This is a genomic window from Sporosarcina sp. UB5 (assembly GCF_050859005.1).
Taxonomy (GTDB): domain Bacteria; phylum Bacillota; class Bacilli; order Bacillales_A; family Planococcaceae; genus Sporosarcina.
In genome coordinates, this window is record NZ_CP125984.1 from 748,074 (window position 1) to 766,148 (window position 18,075).

Here is an 18,075-nt window from a genome sequence, read left to right on the forward strand (position 1 = left end):
TTTTCTAAGTGTCTTGAGTAGTGTACTATGAACATATTCACACTATAGCGAATAACGAAATATTTTGGAGGGATTCATATGGTTATTGAGTTATTAACTTCACACGCATCCGTACGAAAATACAAGGACATTCCTCTGTCGAAAGAAGAAGTCCGGGAACTGGTCCATGCAGGTCAGCACGCCGCAAGCTCTCATTTTGTGCAAGCCTATTCTGTTATTCATGTAACCGATCAGGAAAAAAGGGCACAACTTGCCGATCTGGGAAGTAATAGAAGGCAATTTCTATCTGCCGGAGCCGTTCTCGTTTTCTGTGCAGATTATTGTCGACTAGCTAAAGCCGCTGCGTTAAACGGAAAGGAAATCGATTACTCCCACGCAGAAAACGTACTCGTCGGGTCCATCGACGTTGCACTCTTCGCCCAAAACGTTGCAATTGCAGCTGAGTCGAAAGGGTACGGCATTTGCTATATCGGTGGGATCCGCAACTCCCCTGAGGAAATTAGTGAGCTATTAGAGCTTCCGGACGGCGTCGCTCCACTGTTCGCTATGTCAATCGGTGTCCCAGACGAAGCGAACGAAGTGAAACCGAGATTGCCAGTCGAAGCGATCATCCATGAGAACAGCTATGACGAGTCTAAGTACGATGAAATCCTGCCTACCTATGATCAAACAATGCACGACTATTATCTCAATCGCGGATCGAATCAGAAGGATACAGCATGGTCCGTGCAAATGGCCGACTTTCTCGCTGAACCGAGACGAACGCATATGAAAGAGTTTTTATCGAAACGCGGATTTACGTTTAAATGAAGCATCGAACGCTCAAGGGATTGGTCAAAAGCCAATCCCTTGTTGTATTCTAATATGTACAAACTTGCCCGAAAAGAGGTCCAGCATTATGCAATTTGAAGAGCTAGTCGAGGAAATCGGCCGCAGAATCCAGGAAGGGACGTTCATCCAAGGGACAATCAGTCAGCCCCGTTACAAATCGACTGGTTTGCAGAAAGTAAAACTGAAGCCAGCGGAAAAAGCATTATTAATTATGAAAATATAATACTTGCAGATACTCAAGGGCTTTTTAATAATCATCATACCAATTCAATGAATAATTCTCCTATCTAAATACTATTATAACTCTAGAGAGGTCCATAACCTTTAAAATTGCAGAGGGGGAATAGGTTTTATGAGAAAGATGTTTCTATTGTTTTTGGTTTTATGCATTTCCACGTCCTTCACCACGGCCAATGTTCAAGCTATTGAAAATTTACCCATCGAAGATTCTTACAATCATGAATTGAAAGAGATGGCCAGGGAGTTAGAACAAATTTTCACAACAATTATTGTTATGGATGAAAATACCGGAAAATACGTTGTTAATGAACAAGAGTTGAACAATTCATCGTATAGTGAAGAAGAAAAAATGGGCTTTTTAGCTTTTGCTAATTATTTAAATGACAATGATTCACTGTCTGCTTCAAATACTTTTAAAGGATGTATGGCAGATGCCTTCGGAATAGCCGGTGCTGTATTGGATGAATTTATAGGTTATGTTGAAAACGAACAGTGGATTGCTGCAGCTGGCGTGCTTGCAGCAGTTAGAATTTTCGTAAATCCTACAACTATAATCGTTTTTTTCCTTTTCTGTGGGGGTAGTACTGCTAGTGAAGTAGAACCACAACAGTAAGATGGTTATCAAAAAGGAGACTTCAATACCTTGATTAGTGTCTTAGATAATGTTAATCAAGTTGCTGCGATATTATTATTGCTGTGTGGCTATGCATACCTTAAACAGCTTAAAAAGACAAAACAAAATGGAAAACTATCCAAATTTGAAGCAATAATGTATATCGTTACCGCACTAGCAACCTTCTTTTATGCAAGCAGCTATCTTCTCATTATTTTCAGTACTGAATAGTGGTCTTGAAGAAGAGGTTATTTACAACAAGGGATTGGTCAAAAGCCAATCCCTTGTTGTATTCTAATATGTACAAACTTGCCCGAAAAGAGGTCCAGCATTATGCAATTTGAAGAACTAGTCGAGGAAATCGGCCGTAGAATCCAGGAAGGGACGTTCATCCAAGGGACAATTAGTCAGCCCCGTTACAAATCGACCGGCCTACAAAAAGTAAAACTAAAGCCTGTCGAAATTAAGAAAGAAATCCATATTCAATTTGAATATCATTATGAACGCATTTTGAAGCATGAGAATATAAAAATTCAACAGATTCAGCCAGCTCTGAAACAGTTACTGGAGCAATTCAAGCAGATGCAGGCGGAGTTCACGGATGAAAAGGTTCATATTCAGTTAACGAAGAAGTTCAAAGTGTCTTGGAAGGCAGAAAAAGCAGGAGTAGCGAAAAAAGTCGACTTATCGCATAACCGGAAAAAAAATTACCTTCTAGATGATAACACGCTTTACCCTTTTCTCGTCCGTCTTGGCGTGCAATCGTCAGAAGGCAAAGTAAAGAAGCAGAAATACGATAAGTTCCGGCAAATTAACCGCTTTGTCGAGTTCATCGACAAAGCGCTCGTTCACTTGCCGAAAGACCGTCCTGTCCGCATTTTGGATTTCGGTAGCGGAAAATCGTATTTGACGTTTGCCCTTTATCATTATTTACACATCGAAAAAGGGTTAGATATCCGGGTAACTGGGCTTGATTTGAAAAAGGAAGTTATCGAAGAATGTAATCTGATCGCCAAGGATCTAGGATATGAACAACTTGAATTCCTCGTCGGCGATATTAACGATTACAACGAAGAAACGTCCGTCGATATGGTCGTCACTTTGCATGCGTGTGATGTCGCAACTGATATGGCATTGGCACGTGCTGTTAAGTGGGGTGCAGAAGTTATATTGAGCGTTCCTTGCTGCCAGCACGAACTATTTTCCCAAATCCAATCCCCTGCTCTAGAAGTTATGTTGCAGCACGGACTTATTAAAGAGCGTTTTTCAGCGCTCGCAACCGACTCGATTCGAGCAGAATTGCTGACGCTCGTCGGGTATGATGCACAGTTGCTTGAGTTTATCGATATTGAGCATACACCAAAGAATATTTTAATTCGGGCTTATAAGACGGGGAATAAGCCGTCTAATGAGACGATTGCAAAATACGAAGCATTTCGGGATTTACTGAACGCAAAGCCGTTTTTGGAACGGGAATTGAAGGAAGCAGGTTATTTATTAGATTAGAATACTCATGGCATTAGAAAAACCGCCCCTGGTTTCCCAGGCTGGCGGTTTCTTTGATGTCATACAGATTAATTATCCCTCTTGGTGCAAACTACTTCACATAACCCGACATCCATGAACACATATCCATCCCGTTCATGCTGACCATTGAACTCGATAGGCACGCGATTCTTAAAAATCGGCCCATCGACAACTACCGTATGGAATTCCCCCGATTCCCCACATGAATCAATGCCGTGAGCCTCCAATTCATTCATGAGATCAATTGTAAATTCCCTGCCGATGAATTCCGCGGGCATCATGTTCGTATTGACGACTACGATGTATGCTTCAAATCCCGCCTGTACAAATTCCTCCAATAGTTTTCGGCGTGGTTCCATCCAGAGGGGGTGAACAGCTTTCATACCAACTTTTTCACATGCTGTTTGAACCCATGTCAAATGATCTTCGAGATCGATATCGCCAAAAACGCCATTAGTAATGCCATTATCGACACATTCCTTCATAGCATCCAAAAATTGTTCCTCATAGCTATTCCAGTTGGCACCACGGATTATTAAAGGAACACCGAGGCTGTCCGCTTGCGCTTGGATGATTTCTGGCGGCAAGGCGTGAGATTTTGAACGTTCTTTATCCTCTTCAAACATTGTCCAAATCCGTTTTGCGACTCCACCGGCTTGGAGAGCCCGATAATAAGCCAACGCCGAGTCCTTTCCGCCACTCCACGAAGCGACGAATGGTTCGTTGTTCATTTGCAATACGCCCCCTTACGATAGATTGCTGAAATTATAGCACAGTCTTGAAAAACTATTTTCAAGTTTGTATATTCGATAAAAAGTCCCTTCTATATGAAACAACAAAGTCCCCAAACGCAGACAATCGCGTTGGGGACTTGTCATTCAACCGCTTCTAACGAGTTGCTGTTTATTCGTACATCATCAATAGTCTTCTTTAATTGTTTTAAATGACATTTTTCATACAAGCCGACGATTGGAAACCATTGGTCGAGTGGAATTAAACCTAGTTTCGGATGTTTGAACGATTTTTCATGTAATTGTTCCTTATGGCTACTATCATAGACATCTAACAAGTAAATTCTCGAGTTATGAAGTTCTTCTTTAATTTCCGAAATCGTTTTATACGTATTTGTTGGACGTGTTTGAAAAGGAAGTTCCTCTTTCATGAGCAGTCTTCCAGAAAGAATGAAGATTTTCTTTGAGGTTTTTGTACTCTTCGGGTTCTTCAATTCTCCAGCTATTTTTGAAGCTATATATGTTTCCATCAATGCAAGATGCTCCAAAATCTGCTTCGGAGACCAGCCGCCTGTGGACGGGGTTCGATTAAATTCGCTGTCAGTTAATCCATCAATCGTTTGATAAATTTTTCTGCGGATTTTATTATTCCCCTCGAAAACCATTATATCTCTCCTCATGTAGAACGAATTAGGGGCAATCAATTTACTCCCACAGCATACGCCTTTTTGAATAGAAATTAAAGTGATAGAATCATATTCAGAAAAATAAAATGTGAGTTATGCTTACTTTGGTCACAATGCACAAAAAAACAGTAGACTTCTGCTTTTTGCAAGTTGTCTACTGTCTTTTCATATTGATCAGCTTGTCAGTTGGTCTTTGGAGACATCTTCGTGGAGCCCCGCCGATTTTCTTGTTGTTTAATCCAGTAGCGGATGCCTTTCCCAGCTAGCGGCTCGTCTGCAAACCGCGGAATGACATGCAGGTGAGCGTGCGGAATTGATTGTCCGCCCACTTCACCTGTATTCCACCCAACTGAATAACCTTCGTGATTATATCGTTCTTCCAAGTATGCTTTCGCCTTTAGCAGAAGCTCCTGCGTATCCCGCCACTCTTCCTCTGTTAATGCAAACACATCAACCGCATGCCGTTTCGGTACGATTAGTCCGCTACCTTCCAATACTCTTTGTTCTGAAGGCTTTTGGATATAGGCGCATGTCTCTGTTTCAAAGATAATTTGTTGCTCAGGATCTGCAGTCAAATTACAGTACGGACAGTCTTTCACATACATCCGTGATTACCGTCCAATCATCTTCGAAGGATCAACGTACTCATCGAACTGTTCTTCTGTCAACAGACCTGTTTTGAGTGCCGCTTCTTTCAACGTCGTTCCTTCTTTATGTGCCGTTTTCGCGATTTTCGCCGCGTTTTCATAGCCGATATATGGATTGAGCGCCGTTACGAGCATGAGTGAATTTTTCACTTTGCTATCAATCTCTTCCCGGTTCGGCTCGATTCCGACTGCACAATTATCATTGAAGCTGCGCATGCCGTCAGTGAGTAACTTTGCAGATTGCAAGAAGTTATAAATGATGACCGGCTTGAAGACGTTCAGTTCAAAGTTTCCTTGGCTTGCCGAGAATCCGATCGCCGTATCATTCCCCATCACTTGCGCAACGACCATTGTGAGCGCTTCACTTTGTGTCGGATTCACTTTGCCCGGCATGATGGAGCTACCTGGTTCATTTTCAGGAATTGTAATTTCGCCGATCCCTGAACGCGGGCCGCTCGCTAACCACCTTACATCGTTCGCGATTTTCATCAAATCTGCTGCAAGAGCTTTCATCGCACCATGCGTATAGACGATTTCGTCATAGCTTGTAAGGGCATGGAATTTATTTTCCGCTGATGTAAATTCAATACCGACTGATTTCGAAATCTGTTCGGCGACTTTCTCTCCGAATCCTTTCGGTGCATTCAGTCCCGTGCCAACCGCCGTTCCCCCGATTGCAAGTTCTTTCATAGACTGGACGCTGTCGTTCAGCATCTTTTCCGTTTTCTCAAGCATGCGATGCCAGCCGCTAATTTCCTGGCCTAATGTGAGCGGCGTCGCGTCTTGTAAATGTGTACGTCCAATTTTAATAATGTCCATGAACTCTTCGGATTTTTTGCCGAAAGTTTCTTTTAGCTCTTTTAATGAAGGAAGCAATTCACGCTCAACCGCGATGACGCCTGCTACGTGTAATGCTGTCGGGAATGTGTCGTTGGAGCTTTGTGATTTATTCACATCGTCGTTCGGGTGAAGACGTTCTTCCTCGCCCCATTGTTCTAATAGCTGGTTGCCGCGGTTTGCAAGCACTTCATTCATATTCATGTTTGACTGCGTTCCACTACCAGTTTGCCAGACGACGAGTGGAAATTGGTCGTCCCATTTGCCTTCGACCACTTCTTCTGCCGCAGCTACAATCGCTTTCATTTTCGCTTCAGATAGGTTTCCGAATGAGTGGCTCGCAATTGCCGTTGATTTTTTTAGATGTGCGAATGCACGAATGACGCCGAGCGGGATACGTTCTTCACCAATTTTAAAGTTTTGTTTGCTGCGCTGTGTCTGCGCGCCCCATAACTTATTAGCAGGTACTTTGATTTCTCCAAATGTGTCGTGCTCGATACGATAATCCATTTTCCCTCCGCCTTTCTATAACTATTTCAAACTCTACTTCTATCATGCACCTTTCTAGAGTTGAAAGAAAATAAAATGACCCGGACCACAAATGTGGACCGGGATTTTCGGGTAAAGCTTATTCCTCTTCAACTGACTTCGACGCGACTGCAACTGGCTTCGTTGAACGAAGCTCATCCGTCAAATTGTCGAGGCTTGGGCGAAGATTGTTTTTACCGACATAGCTCTCCATCATTTCCTTTACGTCAATGCCTGACGAGGCTTTCAACGATTCTTGCAATGTCGACATTAGATTCGTAGCATACGATGTCACTTTATTGGCACCGCCACCTTCACCACCGCCTGTGTCGACGACAGTAATCTTATCAATATTCGAAAGCGGGCTTGCAACTTGCTTCGCGTATTCTGGAATCATGCGAACAATCATGTCAAGCACAGCTGCCTGGCCGTATTGCTCGAAAGCTTCTGCAATTTTGCGCTTCGCTTCGGCTTCCGCGAGACCTTTCAAACGGATGACATCTGCTTCCGATTCACCTTGCGCACGTTGCGAGTCGGCTTTTGCCAAACCGTCGAGGCGAATTTTCTCTGCATCCGCAGCTGCACGTGCTTCGATGCGATACTTTTCCGCATCCGCTTCCGCCATTTGACGAGACTTTTCAGCTGCTGCGTTTTGCTCGATCGCATAGCGGTCTGCATCTGCCTTTTTCTTTACCTCGGAATCGTACTGCTTCTCACGACGCAAAATCTCTTTCTCTTCCAATTCGATTTGCTTTTGACGCTCAATAATTTTGACTTGCATCTCTTGCTCCGTAACTTCCTGCTTCGCACGTGCGGATTCGAGCTCATACGCTTGGTCCGCACGCGCTTTTGCGATGTCCTGCTCGCGGCGGTATTCAGCAACTTTCAACTGGTTTTCCTTTTCTGCTTCCGCGATTTCCGTCGCACGTTCAATTTCCGCTTTTTGTGCTTCCTTCGATGCTTCGGCATTCTTAATGCGTGTCTCTTTTTCCGCTTCAGCCGTTGCAATATCGGCGTCGCGTTTTACTTGGGCGATACGTGGTTTACCGAGTGAATCCAAGTAGCCGTTTTTATCACGTACGTCTTTAATTGTAAATGAAACGATGACGAGCCCCATTTTAGCAAGGTCTTGCGAAGCGACACGTTGCACTTCCTGAGAGAACTTATCACGGTTTTTATAAATCTCTTCGACTGTCATAGACCCTAGAATGGAACGCAAATGCCCTTCCAGCACTTCTTTCGCTTCGTTTTCGCGGTCGGCTTTCGATTTTCCTAAAAATTGCTCTGCTGCCGTCGCGATTTCAGAAATCGATCCACCGATCTTAATGATGGCGGTTCCGTCGGCCATAACTGGAACACCTTGTTCCGTGTACACTTCAGGCGTCGTCACTTCCAGTTTGCTTGAAAGTAAGCTCAGTGGTTCTGATTGCTGGAACACCGGGAAGACGAATGTTCCTCCACCACGGATGATTTTAATCCGGTTGCCCGAGTCATCCGTATGTACATTTTTCGTTCCTAAATAACTTCCCGTTACGATTAGCGCTTCATCGGGTCCGACTGTCTTGTACTTTGAAACGTAGACGAGGATAACAGCTAGTAATATGAACACGACAATCCCGATGACAATAAACAATCCTGAAATTCCTGGCATTCCGATTCCCCCTTAAAAGATTGATTTCACTTTAATCATTTGAAGCGGAAAGGCTCGTATTCCTTTACGATGAACGTCCCTTCCTTCACTTCGATGATCAGCACTTCTTTTCCGTAGTCGATCGCTTTGTTTTCGTACCCAGCGGCCCTTTTCGAAATGATGCCATTCACCGATTCGATAATAATTTCCCCAAAGCCGTCGACCGGTATCGGAACGATGACTTTGCCGACTTGGCCCGTGAGTGATTCATCGGTATAGGCAAGCGATACTTCTGCGGATTTCAAAGGAAGGAGCACAAAGAAATATAGAAGGAAGTCCAATGCGGTCGCCGCTCCTAACGCAATGATCAAAATCAGCAGATGATTCCACTCTGTCGTCAACTCCAAAATATACCCGACTGCAGATGTAAATGAAATGAATGCAAGAATAACTGCGGGATCTAAAAGTGGACTTGCATCGCCAATTCCTTCTGCAATGTCACTGAACAAAATGTACAGCACTGTTGCCAATCCAGCGATAATAAGCACGGTCAAATAGACATTGATAACCGGCATTCCGAACACTTCCATCCTCTCACCTCTTCTCCTTATTTGAATTCTACTATACATACGGCTAAGAAATAATAAAGTTTCAATATTCTCGGAAATAAATTTACGTCTATGTAATATAACAATTCAACAAGATTATTATTCCAACTTCGGTTTCGACTAAATGCAGATTGGGACGACAGCCCTAAAGGCATTCACACATGGTACAAACGATACCAAAAAGGCAATGAATACCATTTAGATCTTGATTTCAGTCGCCCTTGACGCAATTGTTTATCAATTATTGAATTTAATATTTAAAAAAATTTAACTTGCATTGCTAAATTTCCTATGTTATGATAAAGGAGAATTATTTTTGTTCGGCATGATGGTCACGATATAACGTTTGACCGCTTCAAGACTTGAGCAAGGATAGTAACACAATGTGTGCACAAGCGCGCACGAGGAGGAAACAAACATGGAACAAGGTAAAGTAAAATGGTTTAACGCAGAAAAAGGTTATGGCTTCATCGAACGTGAAGATGGCGACGATGTATTCGTACACTTCTCCGCTATCCAAGGCGACGGCTTCAAGACTCTTGAAGAAGGCCAAGACGTGACTTTCGAAATCGAACAAGGTCAACGCGGACTTCAAGCTACAAACGTTGAAAAAAACTAATTTGAACTAACCATTCAAAACCACTTCCTTCGGGAAGTGGTTTTTTTCATTTTAAAAAAGAATTGAGAGGAGGCTTTGAGTGCGTGATCGATTGCTTTGAGCGAAGGAACTGCTACTTTGAGCGCACGACGGCTTGCTTTGAGCGCAGGTGCAGCGACTTTGAGCGCACGACGGCTTGCTTTGAGCGCGGGCGCACCAACTTTGAGCGCGCGGCGGTTTGCTTTGAGCGCAGGAGTAGCGACTTTGAGCGCATGACGGCTTGCTTTGAGCGCGGGCGCACCAACTTTGAGCGCATGACGGCTTGCTTTGAGCGCGGGAGCACCGACTTTGAGCGCACGACGGCTTGCTTTGAGCGCGGGTGCAGCGACTTTGAGCGCACGACGGCTTGCTTTGAGCGCAGGAGTAGCGACTTTGAGCGCACGACGGCTTGCTTTGAGCGCGGGTGCAGCGACTTTGAGCGCACGACGGCTTGCTTTGAGCGCGGGCGCACCGACTTTGGACGCGCGACCACTCGCTTTGGACGCGGGCGCACCGACTTTGGACGCGCCACCACTCGCTTTGGACGCGGGCACACCGACTTTGGACGCGCGGCAGCTTGCTTTGGACGCGGATGCACCGATATTGGACGCGCAACCACACACTTTGGACGCGATTCCTTCTAAACTATCTCTTCGGAAAAGACAATCTCATCCATCTTCGCTATGATAAGGAAATAGAGAGATAAAAGTTTTACAAAAGGGAGGACGTTGGTATGCGCACACTTGCGCGTTTTGTTACGAAGTATTATAAACCGATTATCATTACATGGATTGCATTTTTCATCGCAATGGCCATTTTTGCGATCCGCTTGCCGGGGCTGCTTGCAGGTGACGGATTTAGGATGGATGCTGAACATGAACAAGTAATGAAAATCGCCTCGGAGAAATTCAATTTACCCGCTGAAACGATGTTCGTCGTTTTCGATAAGGTGAACGACGAAACGATTGCGGCCACTTTAGATCGAATTGAGAAGCTCGGTCTCGCTTCCGAAGTCGTTTCCCCTCTGGAAAATGAAGAACAATATACGAATGATGTTGCATACGCATTGCTTCATTTCAAAGAGAACGGCAAAGACATGTCTGCCGTTGTTACGGATATCCGAGATGCGATTGGCGATGAGAAAGGCATTGTGTTAACCGGTCAATCTGCTATTACGAAAGATATTAACAGTGCGAGCCAGCGTGATCTGATGAAGGCAGAAGCAATTGGCTTGCCTATCGCAATCATCGTGCTTCTCTTCGCATTCGGTTCGGTCATGGCGTCGGTCGTTCCTTTAATCGTCGGAGTGGTAACAATCGTAACAACGTTCGGCGTGTTGGCACTTATTGGCGGTCAGATGGATTTAGCAATTTTCGTATTAAATATCGTTCCGATGCTCGGTCTCGCATTGAGCATTGACTTTTCACTTCTTTTCATTAGCCGTTATCGGGAAGAACGATTGAAGAGCGATGTGCTCGAAGCAGTTGCGACGACAATCCGAACGGCGGGCCGTTCCGTCATTTTCTCGGCATTTTGCGTGTTCATCGGGCTTGGTGCTATGTTCATAATTAAAGTTGAGATTTTCCAAAACATAGCGATTGGCGGGATGATCGTCGTCGGCATGGCGGTGCTCAGCTCGGTTACGTTGTTGCCTGCGGTTTTAATCGCGCTTGGCGACCGGTTAAATAAAGGGCGCATACTGAAAGTGAAGGAAAACGGCTCCGACCGCTGGAGGCAGTTCGCCAATGCAGTAATTAAAAGACCCGTTCTTATTATGATTGCAGCACTAGTTTTGCTCGGCATCGCTATAGTTCCTGTGAAAAATATGGATTTAACGATCCCACAGATTGATTCACTACCCGCTTCGTATGATACGCGAGCTTCGTTTGAATTGATGGATGACACTTTCGGACTTGGCAAGCAATCGAACGTGTACATAGTTGCAGAACGGGATGGTGGTTGGTCCGATACAGAAGGTTTACAGGCGATGAAAGCGTTGGAAGATGATTTATCGGCTGATCCTTTGGTCGACGGACTGGCGACGATCTTCACAATGAGCGGAGTTGGCTCTCCTGAAGAATGGGAGCAAGTAACGCAACTGCCTGAAATGAAGGCGCAGCTTGAACCACTACTAAGTTCATTTGTGAAGGATAATCAATTATTAATTCCTGTGACGCTTCAGGCGAAGGGCACTTCAGACGAAGCACAGCAATGGGCGCGGGACTGGTCAGAGCAATCGGATTGGAATTTGCTCGTTGGTGGTCAACCGAAGTTCAATCAGGAAATTTTCGATGAGATTTTCGGCAATATCGTTTCTGTGCTGACGATTATTCTTGTGTCGACCTTTATCATCCTTATGATTGCATTTCGCTCGGTACTCATCCCATTAAAGGCAATTTTAATGAACATCGTTGGGCTGTCTGCAACGTTCGGAATTCTCGTCTATATTTTCCAGTACGGTCATTTTGGGCTACAACCCGGAACGATTGCGCTGATCATTCCGATTCTCGTCTTTAGTCTCGTCTTCGGCTTGAGTATGGACTATGAAGTGTTCCTCATCTCAAGAATGCAGGAGGAATATGCGAATACGTTCGATAATGATCATTCGACTGTTGAAGGTCTCGCAACGACAAGTAAGATTATTACGTCAGCGGCGTTAATAATGATTGTTTTAACAGGTGCATTCGCCTTTACGGACGTCATGCCGGTGAAACAGATCGGCGTAGGGATTGCAATTGCGGTCGCTATCGACGCTACGATCATCCGATTGCTACTCGTCCCGAGTTTAATGAAGCTGTTCGGAAAGTGGAACTGGTGGATGCCGTTTAGGAAAGGGCCTTACAAGGCTGGGAATTGGCATTAAACAAAAGCTTCGAGCAGCGTTAAGCCGTTCGAAGCTGGATGATAACGAAAAAACTGCCTGGATAAGTGGATTCTCCGCTTGTCCAGGCAGTTTTCATTCAATCAATCTACAATTTCCACTTTTGTTCCTTCCGATTGGTCCTTGTCAAATTGCGCCATCATCGTAAAATAGATAGCTGCAACGACTACAAGGACGAAGACGATAAGCCCGATGACGAGCGTTCTCCCCTTCATTTGGCGTCACCCCCTGCTCAATTTGAAATTTTCCTCTTTCAAATAATCCGCAGCTTCCCGGTAATCTCCGAAGCTTTCCTCCAAGTTGTAGCCATGATAAATATTAAAATAACCTTCTTCTTCCAACAATGTCAGCTTCTCGCCTTTCCCATTCACCCACACTTCATCGATCGACTCTTCTTCCTCTTCTCCTGTCGATAGCGCGCGGATGGCGTCACGGATCGTCGCGAATAATTCTTCCTCCGTCGCTTCACGGATGTTGACGAGTCCACGATCATCCGGCTCGTAGCCAGGAATCCCTTCCACGTATACAAAGCCATTGCCATTTGGGTGTAGATGCTGCACGACGACCGTTTTGTCATAAAGGCTATCTTCATAATGGTAATTAAGTCGTTTCATCGATACTTCTTTTCGTGTCAGTTCAGGGAATGTCTCAATGATCTGCTGTTTTTGTTCGAATGTTAGCATGCTTTGGCCACTCTTTCTTTGTCAAATGTCTTTTCAGTATACCATTTATTTTTCAATTTCCGTCAGATCTTCTATCGCGTCTTCCATTCAATGAAAATGACGAGCAGTATGACAACTACGAAAGCTAACATATAAAACCAATTTGGAATTAAGCTAATTCCGCTGAACATCTTACCATCTCCCTTTCCAATCCACTTACAAATTTCGGTTATCACCGTTCGTGCCGAGTTTATCACCGCTTACGGCTGCGTTATCACCGCTTACGACGACTTTATCACCGTTCGACCAATTATTCCCACTACGTAAATTACCTTCGCACGCCTACTATCACCCGTAAATCAATCGTAATGTAGTTCATTCCCATCTCGAGTGCCTCCCGAACCTTTTCCTCACTCGCGCCCCAAGTAAGTGGCGTCATGCGAATCAATGGCTCAAGCAACCCATTAGGCAATTCGAATTCGTATGTCACTCGTTCTGTCTCAACCGCATCAAAATGTTCGCTGGCCTTCGCTACCGGATCAGCCTCCTCTTTCTGCTGTTTTCCGTCATAAAACACTTCACGCAACTCTTGCAAGTACCCGCTTTCCGGCACGACTTTTATTAACATACCGCCCGGTTTCAGCAGCCGGTCGAACTCCGCGTAATTTGCCGGGGATAAAATATTTAAGATCGCATCGATACTGCCATCCGCAAACGGCATGGCAGCGAGATCCGCAACGCTCCAAACAATTCCGGTATAGGCTTTTGACGCCGCCACGATGCCTTCCTTCGCTAAATCAATGCCGACCCCAACACTTCCTGTCGGCATTTGTGAATGAACTACGTGTAAATGGGTCCCTTCACCGCAACCCGCATCCAATAGGACGGGACGTTCAATTTCTGCCAAATGGCCGTTCAAACGGGCGATAATATTTTCAAGGACAGGTTCAAAATAGCCGCTATTCATAACCGCAGTCCTCGCTTCAAACAGCGATTTATCGTATTTCGTCGAGTGGGCTTGCGGCGCCAAGTTGACATACCCACTTTTCGCCAAATCGAACGAGTGCTTATTCTCGCAAACGAGCCGCGCATGCTCCTCCATTTCCATCTCTGCGGAACAGATTGGACATTTCAGCAACTGTATATTTTCCTCTATCACGAGTGCACTTTGCATTTTCTTCGTCAATTTCATTTTCGTTGCTCCGTTTCATTATTGTTCTACAAGTATACCGCCTTTCCGCCCGGACTCAAACTATCAATAGGTCCCACTGTATCTATCGCACCTTCAGCGGGTACAATACTAGAAAGGAGGCGATTTCCGTGAGGCGGATTTTTCTATTCATCATTTTCATAGTTGCACTGTATCTTGCAAAACCTTTATGGGAAGAGCCTGTTTCGAAATACGTCGACCTTTCTTTCTTGAATCCAGTCGACGAGAAAATCGGAGCCGTATTTGAAAACGAACCGGTTACTTCTACTATGAATTCCATATTAAGCACTGCCAATAAAATCTTCATTTATCTATCATCGAAGTCATTGGAAATTGAACAACTTATCCCCGATAAAGTGGCTAAGCCGAAGTTGAAAATGCCTGATAACACCGCAATGTCCATCCATAATATCGAGCTTGGTGCAACCGAACAACAAGTAAAGGCGGAGCTTGGTGAGCCAAAAAGTTATTCATTAAATGAATACGGCACCGAATGGTTCACCTATCATGAGGATTACCAGAACTTTGTTATGATTTCATTTGACGAAAATGCGACAGTGAATGCGATTTACACGAACGACGACCTCATTTCCTCAAAAGCAGGCATCCAGTATGGCACACCGAAAACCGAAGTTCGAAACGCGTACGGAGAACCACTGAAAGAGATTCGGAAAGGGTCAAACATCTATGTTCTGCAGGAAAATGAAGGGATGGATCTCTTTAAAGCCGGGGATATTTATATGTATGTATTTTACGATCTTCATCAGAATGAAACCGTGACTGCCATTCAGCTCATGACGACTGCATTAGAACAGAGGAAATCCGGAATGTACGCAGATGGGGATGTATCTTTGCGCAATGGGTTTGAGCAACAGCTTTTCGATTTAACAAATGCTGCCCGTGTCCGGCACGGACGCTCGATTTTACAATGGGATGATGCGATTTCTGAAACAGCCCGCAAGCATAGCCTCGATATGGCAATTAATGATTATTTCAGCCATGAAAATTTACAAGGGCAATCGCCTTTCGATCGGATGAAGGAGGATCATATTAAGTTCCGGAGGGCCGGTGAAAACTTGGCATACGGGCAATCGAGCAGTATTTTTGCGCATGAAGGGCTTATGAATTCAAAAGGACATCGGGAGAATATTTTAATTAAAGATTATAGCCATCTCGGCATCGGGGTCGCGTTCAATGAGAAATCGCAGCCATATTATACGGAGAATTTTTTCTTACGATAAAACGAAGGAGGGACAGATAAACTGTCCCCTCGCTTCACGTCGTAAGTCGATATATCAAAAACTTCCCATACTGACCGTGGTCACTATGCGCTTTTATTTTGTTAATCAGCTTGAAAGGAGTTTCTTTCTTGAGGAATTTTTTAAACTCGGGGAGCGGATAATAGAGGATAATATCTACGGGTCTCTTTTCCTCGTCAACAGAATGCAAAATGTTACGGACCACTTTTTTGAAAATGTTTACTGAAAAAGGATTGAAAAAGTAAAATTTATTGTCTTCCGGTTCTATCTCATACTGTTCGGCTAGACCATATTCAAACTGGATCGGTGCATCAAGTTTTTTATATTTCTGCCTGTATAACGCTTTATTATCCAATGCTTCCTCAAACGTCTTATCATTATTTTCCACACCTGTTACAGGTACATTGAATTGATGGTGAATATAGAAGGACACTCTACCCCTTCCGCTACCGAAGTCTACGACACTATCAGTAGACTTTAATGTATAGGAACGAAACAGTTTTTCAAGCGCTGTATAAGGCGTCGCTTCATACCGATTGTAATCTCCTGTTTGCTTCCGCCACTCCCTTAAACCAATTGTACGTACTTGTAGCTTTCGATCAAATTTTCTTTCAACCAATTACAAGACTCCATTTCTATAATTTTTGAACTATACAACTCCTTTCCTATCGTACGAACACTAGCTACTAAAGGCAAGATGATGGCGAGCTTTGTCGAAAAGTTGTACCTAATATAAAAAAACCGATCCACGCATCTGATGCATGGACCGGTTTTCTTATTTTTTCCCTTTAATGACGGCGCAGGCAATTCGCGCGCCTGAATCCCCTGCTGGATCCGTTTTGTAATCATCCGCCCTTTCATGGATGACGATTGCGCTTCCGTCTTTATCGAGGATGGAGTTTTCCACACCTTTTTTCAGCGAGATTTCAGATGTCGTTAGCCTCATCGACACTTTCCCGTCTTTATCAACTTCGATGTTTGGCAAATCGCCTAAATGGAAACCTTTCGGATTGTCAAAGCCGTGTTCTTTCCCTGTCGGATTGAAGTGTGCTCCTGCGGAAGTAAATTCAGGTGGTTTACAAACGCCCTTTTCATGGATATGAATACCGAGTGAGCCGGGTGGTAAGTTTTCCGCCTGCACATTGATAAGAACTCCTTCCAACTCCTGAACCATTGTCACTTCACCGATTTTCTTTCCTTCAGTGTTTAGCAATGGAGAGACAATTGCTTCCATCTTTTCCCCGCTCACAGGAACTTTATTATTCGCTTTCCCGCATCCCGCCACTACGAGTATGATACTCATTAGCAGTACGACTATCAGTTTGTGTTTCACTATTAATTTCCTCCTCAACATTTGCTCCTGCCAAGTTTGTCCAACTATCTTTAAAATATGTATGGAAACTTTTCCCTTGATTTGTCGAGGAAGGAAAAAAAGACCGCTGCGCATTCCCTCTCTTTCGGAATGAACAGCGGTTTTTCATTTACGCAAACATCAATTTCTCAAGATCAAGCGGAGCAATATATTCTCCGTCTTTATATACACGCATATTACCGCCTGAAATTTCGTCAATCAGCATGACATTACCTTCAGCGTCACGGCCAAACTCCAGCTTGATGTCATACAGTTCGAGCCCTTTCGCCGCAAGTTCTTCTTTCACGACAGCGGAAATATCTTTCGTCAGTGGCTCAAGGACGTCATATTCCTCATTCGTCAAAATGCCGAGTTGCGCTAACGCATCCTTCGTAATTGGCGGGTCGTTGCGGTCGTCGTCTTTGATCGTCACTTCGACAAATGCGTCCAAAGGTTGTCCTTCTTCGCAATATGCCCCGTAACGACGAAGGAAACTTCCGACCGCGCGGAAACGGCAAATGACTTCCAAACCTTTTCCGAACACAGTCGCTGGCTTCACAGTCATCGTCGCGTTCTCGATATCCGCGTCAATATAATGTGTCGGAATCCCTTGTTCCGCTAATTTTTCAAAAAAGAATTTCGTCATGCGCAAGCCCGATTGTCCCGCACCTTCAATTGTTAGGCCAACTGTATTCGCCCCCGGGTCGAACACGCCGTCTTCCCCTGTCACGTCATCTTTGAATGTCAATAATACATTGCCATCTTCCAATTTATAAACATCTTTCGTCTTTCCTTTGTACACAAGTTCCATGCCCACGTTTCCTCTCTATTCGAAAATGTAGTGCCACATTCAGTATAAATTACTTTCCTCGCTATAAAAAGTGAAAACTTGACGGGGGTCAATGTTTCATTCCAAAAAACGTCTTATGATGTAGTCAAGAAGTAGAAAACAACTACATGGAGGTAGAGGAAAATGAAAAAAATCGTGTTAAATTTGGAACCGTTAACTTGCCCATCATGCATTAAGAAGATTGAAAGTGCTTTGAACAAATTAAACGGTGTTGAAGAAGTGAAAGTGCTGTTCAACTCCGGAAAAGTTCGTGCACAATTTGACGAAGATAAAATTGCCGCGGAGACGATTGCCAAAACAGTAACTAGCCTCGGTTATGCCGTTATTTCACAAAAAGTTTCATGAAG

General features: G+C 44.2%; 22 protein-coding genes. 10 read left to right on the plus strand and 12 right to left on the minus strand.

Annotated elements, in window-relative coordinates; translation table 11 throughout:
• Positions 1–78 precede the first annotated feature (78 nt).
• From nfsA to QM454_RS03975, 4 genes are all read left to right on the plus strand, one after another.
• Positions 79–810 carry an oxygen-insensitive NADPH nitroreductase gene (gene nfsA, locus QM454_RS03960; protein WP_432361854.1) on the plus strand — a complete coding sequence of 244 codons (732 nt, stop codon included), beginning with the start codon at positions 79–81 and terminating at the stop codon, positions 808–810.
• Between the two features lie 88 nt (positions 811–898).
• A complete protein-coding gene (locus QM454_RS03965) occupies positions 899–1,054 on the plus strand; it encodes a hypothetical protein (protein ID WP_432361856.1) in 156 nt (51 codons plus the stop codon).
• Between the two features lie 129 nt (positions 1,055–1,183).
• Positions 1,184–1,684, plus strand: coding sequence for a hypothetical protein (locus QM454_RS03970; protein ID WP_432361859.1), 501 nt, complete (start codon positions 1,184–1,186; stop codon positions 1,682–1,684).
• 333 nt (positions 1,685–2,017) lie between these two features.
• Positions 2,018–3,190 carry a class I SAM-dependent methyltransferase gene (locus tag QM454_RS03975; RefSeq protein WP_432361861.1) on the plus strand — a complete coding sequence of 391 codons (1,173 nt, stop codon included), beginning with the start codon at positions 2,018–2,020 and terminating at the stop codon, positions 3,188–3,190.
• A gap of 68 nt (positions 3,191–3,258) precedes the next feature.
• On the opposite strand, the gene QM454_RS03980 is transcribed toward QM454_RS03975, so the two are convergent.
• The 6 genes from QM454_RS03980 to QM454_RS04005 form a co-directional block, all read right to left on the minus strand.
• The gene (locus tag QM454_RS03980; RefSeq protein ID WP_432361864.1) at positions 3,259–3,942 is read right to left on the minus strand and encodes a diphthine--ammonia ligase; all 684 of its coding nucleotides are present in this window, start codon (positions 3,940–3,942) and stop codon (positions 3,259–3,261) included.
• A gap of 143 nt (positions 3,943–4,085) precedes the next feature.
• Entirely contained in the window at positions 4,086–4,607 is a 522-nt protein-coding gene (locus QM454_RS03985) for a DinB family protein (RefSeq protein WP_432361867.1), read from the minus strand.
• Positions 4,608–4,810: 203 nt separating this feature from the next.
• Positions 4,811–5,233: an HIT family protein gene (locus QM454_RS03990; protein WP_432361870.1), complete on the minus strand. Its 423-nt coding sequence runs from the start codon at positions 5,231–5,233 to the stop codon at positions 4,811–4,813.
• A 6-nt stretch (positions 5,234–5,239) separates the two neighbouring features.
• Positions 5,240–6,622, minus strand: coding sequence for a class II fumarate hydratase (fumC, locus tag QM454_RS03995; protein WP_432361873.1), 1,383 nt, complete (start codon positions 6,620–6,622; stop codon positions 5,240–5,242).
• A 118-nt stretch (positions 6,623–6,740) separates the two neighbouring features.
• The gene (locus QM454_RS04000; protein WP_432361876.1) at positions 6,741–8,291 is read right to left on the minus strand and encodes an SPFH domain-containing protein; all 1,551 of its coding nucleotides are present in this window, start codon (positions 8,289–8,291) and stop codon (positions 6,741–6,743) included.
• A gap of 35 nt (positions 8,292–8,326) precedes the next feature.
• Positions 8,327–8,860 carry a hypothetical protein gene (locus QM454_RS04005; RefSeq protein WP_432361879.1) on the minus strand — a complete coding sequence of 178 codons (534 nt, stop codon included), beginning with the start codon at positions 8,858–8,860 and terminating at the stop codon, positions 8,327–8,329.
• Between the two features lie 436 nt (positions 8,861–9,296).
• On the opposite strand from QM454_RS04005, the gene QM454_RS04010 reads away from it, so the two are divergent.
• From QM454_RS04010 to QM454_RS04025, 4 genes are all read left to right on the plus strand, one after another.
• The gene (locus QM454_RS04010; protein WP_060205704.1) at positions 9,297–9,497 is read left to right on the plus strand and encodes a cold-shock protein; all 201 of its coding nucleotides are present in this window, start codon (positions 9,297–9,299) and stop codon (positions 9,495–9,497) included.
• A gap of 117 nt (positions 9,498–9,614) precedes the next feature.
• Positions 9,615–9,752, plus strand: a complete 138-nt coding sequence (locus QM454_RS04015) for a hypothetical protein (protein ID WP_432361881.1) — start codon at positions 9,615–9,617, stop codon at positions 9,750–9,752.
• Positions 9,753–9,803: 51 nt separating this feature from the next.
• Complete coding sequence (locus QM454_RS04020) at positions 9,804–10,202, plus strand: hypothetical protein (protein ID WP_432361884.1); 399 nt, start codon at positions 9,804–9,806, stop codon at positions 10,200–10,202.
• A gap of 46 nt (positions 10,203–10,248) precedes the next feature.
• Positions 10,249–12,378 carry an MMPL family transporter gene (locus QM454_RS04025; RefSeq protein WP_432361887.1) on the plus strand — a complete coding sequence of 710 codons (2,130 nt, stop codon included), beginning with the start codon at positions 10,249–10,251 and terminating at the stop codon, positions 12,376–12,378.
• A 101-nt stretch (positions 12,379–12,479) separates the two neighbouring features.
• Here the strand turns inward: QM454_RS04025 and QM454_RS04030 are convergent, their stop codons facing one another.
• From QM454_RS04030 to QM454_RS04040, 3 genes are all read right to left on the minus strand, one after another.
• Complete coding sequence (locus tag QM454_RS04030; protein ID WP_432361890.1) at positions 12,480–12,611, minus strand: hypothetical protein; 132 nt, start codon at positions 12,609–12,611, stop codon at positions 12,480–12,482.
• 6 nt (positions 12,612–12,617) lie between these two features.
• Positions 12,618–13,079: a hypothetical protein gene (locus QM454_RS04035; RefSeq protein WP_432361893.1), complete on the minus strand. Its 462-nt coding sequence runs from the start codon at positions 13,077–13,079 to the stop codon at positions 12,618–12,620.
• 307 nt (positions 13,080–13,386) lie between these two features.
• Entirely contained in the window at positions 13,387–14,250 is an 864-nt protein-coding gene (locus QM454_RS04040) for a putative RNA methyltransferase (RefSeq protein ID WP_432361896.1), read from the minus strand.
• 128 nt (positions 14,251–14,378) lie between these two features.
• On the opposite strand from QM454_RS04040, the gene QM454_RS04045 reads away from it, so the two are divergent.
• The gene (locus tag QM454_RS04045) at positions 14,379–15,509 is read left to right on the plus strand and encodes a CAP-associated domain-containing protein (protein WP_432361898.1); all 1,131 of its coding nucleotides are present in this window, start codon (positions 14,379–14,381) and stop codon (positions 15,507–15,509) included.
• Between the two features lie 34 nt (positions 15,510–15,543).
• Here the strand turns inward: QM454_RS04045 and QM454_RS04050 are convergent, their stop codons facing one another.
• From QM454_RS04050 to QM454_RS04060, 3 genes are all read right to left on the minus strand, one after another.
• Complete coding sequence (locus tag QM454_RS04050) at positions 15,544–16,146, minus strand: class I SAM-dependent methyltransferase (protein ID WP_432361901.1); 603 nt, start codon at positions 16,144–16,146, stop codon at positions 15,544–15,546.
• 156 nt (positions 16,147–16,302) lie between these two features.
• Entirely contained in the window at positions 16,303–16,860 is a 558-nt protein-coding gene (locus QM454_RS04055; protein WP_432361904.1) for a superoxide dismutase family protein, read from the minus strand.
• A 148-nt stretch (positions 16,861–17,008) separates the two neighbouring features.
• Complete coding sequence (locus tag QM454_RS04060) at positions 17,009–17,689, minus strand: phosphoribosylaminoimidazolesuccinocarboxamide synthase (protein ID WP_432361906.1); 681 nt, start codon at positions 17,687–17,689, stop codon at positions 17,009–17,011.
• A gap of 162 nt (positions 17,690–17,851) precedes the next feature.
• On the opposite strand from QM454_RS04060, the gene QM454_RS04065 reads away from it, so the two are divergent.
• Positions 17,852–18,073, plus strand: a complete 222-nt coding sequence (locus QM454_RS04065) for a heavy-metal-associated domain-containing protein (RefSeq protein WP_432361909.1) — start codon at positions 17,852–17,854, stop codon at positions 18,071–18,073.
• Positions 18,074–18,075 lie beyond the last annotated feature (2 nt).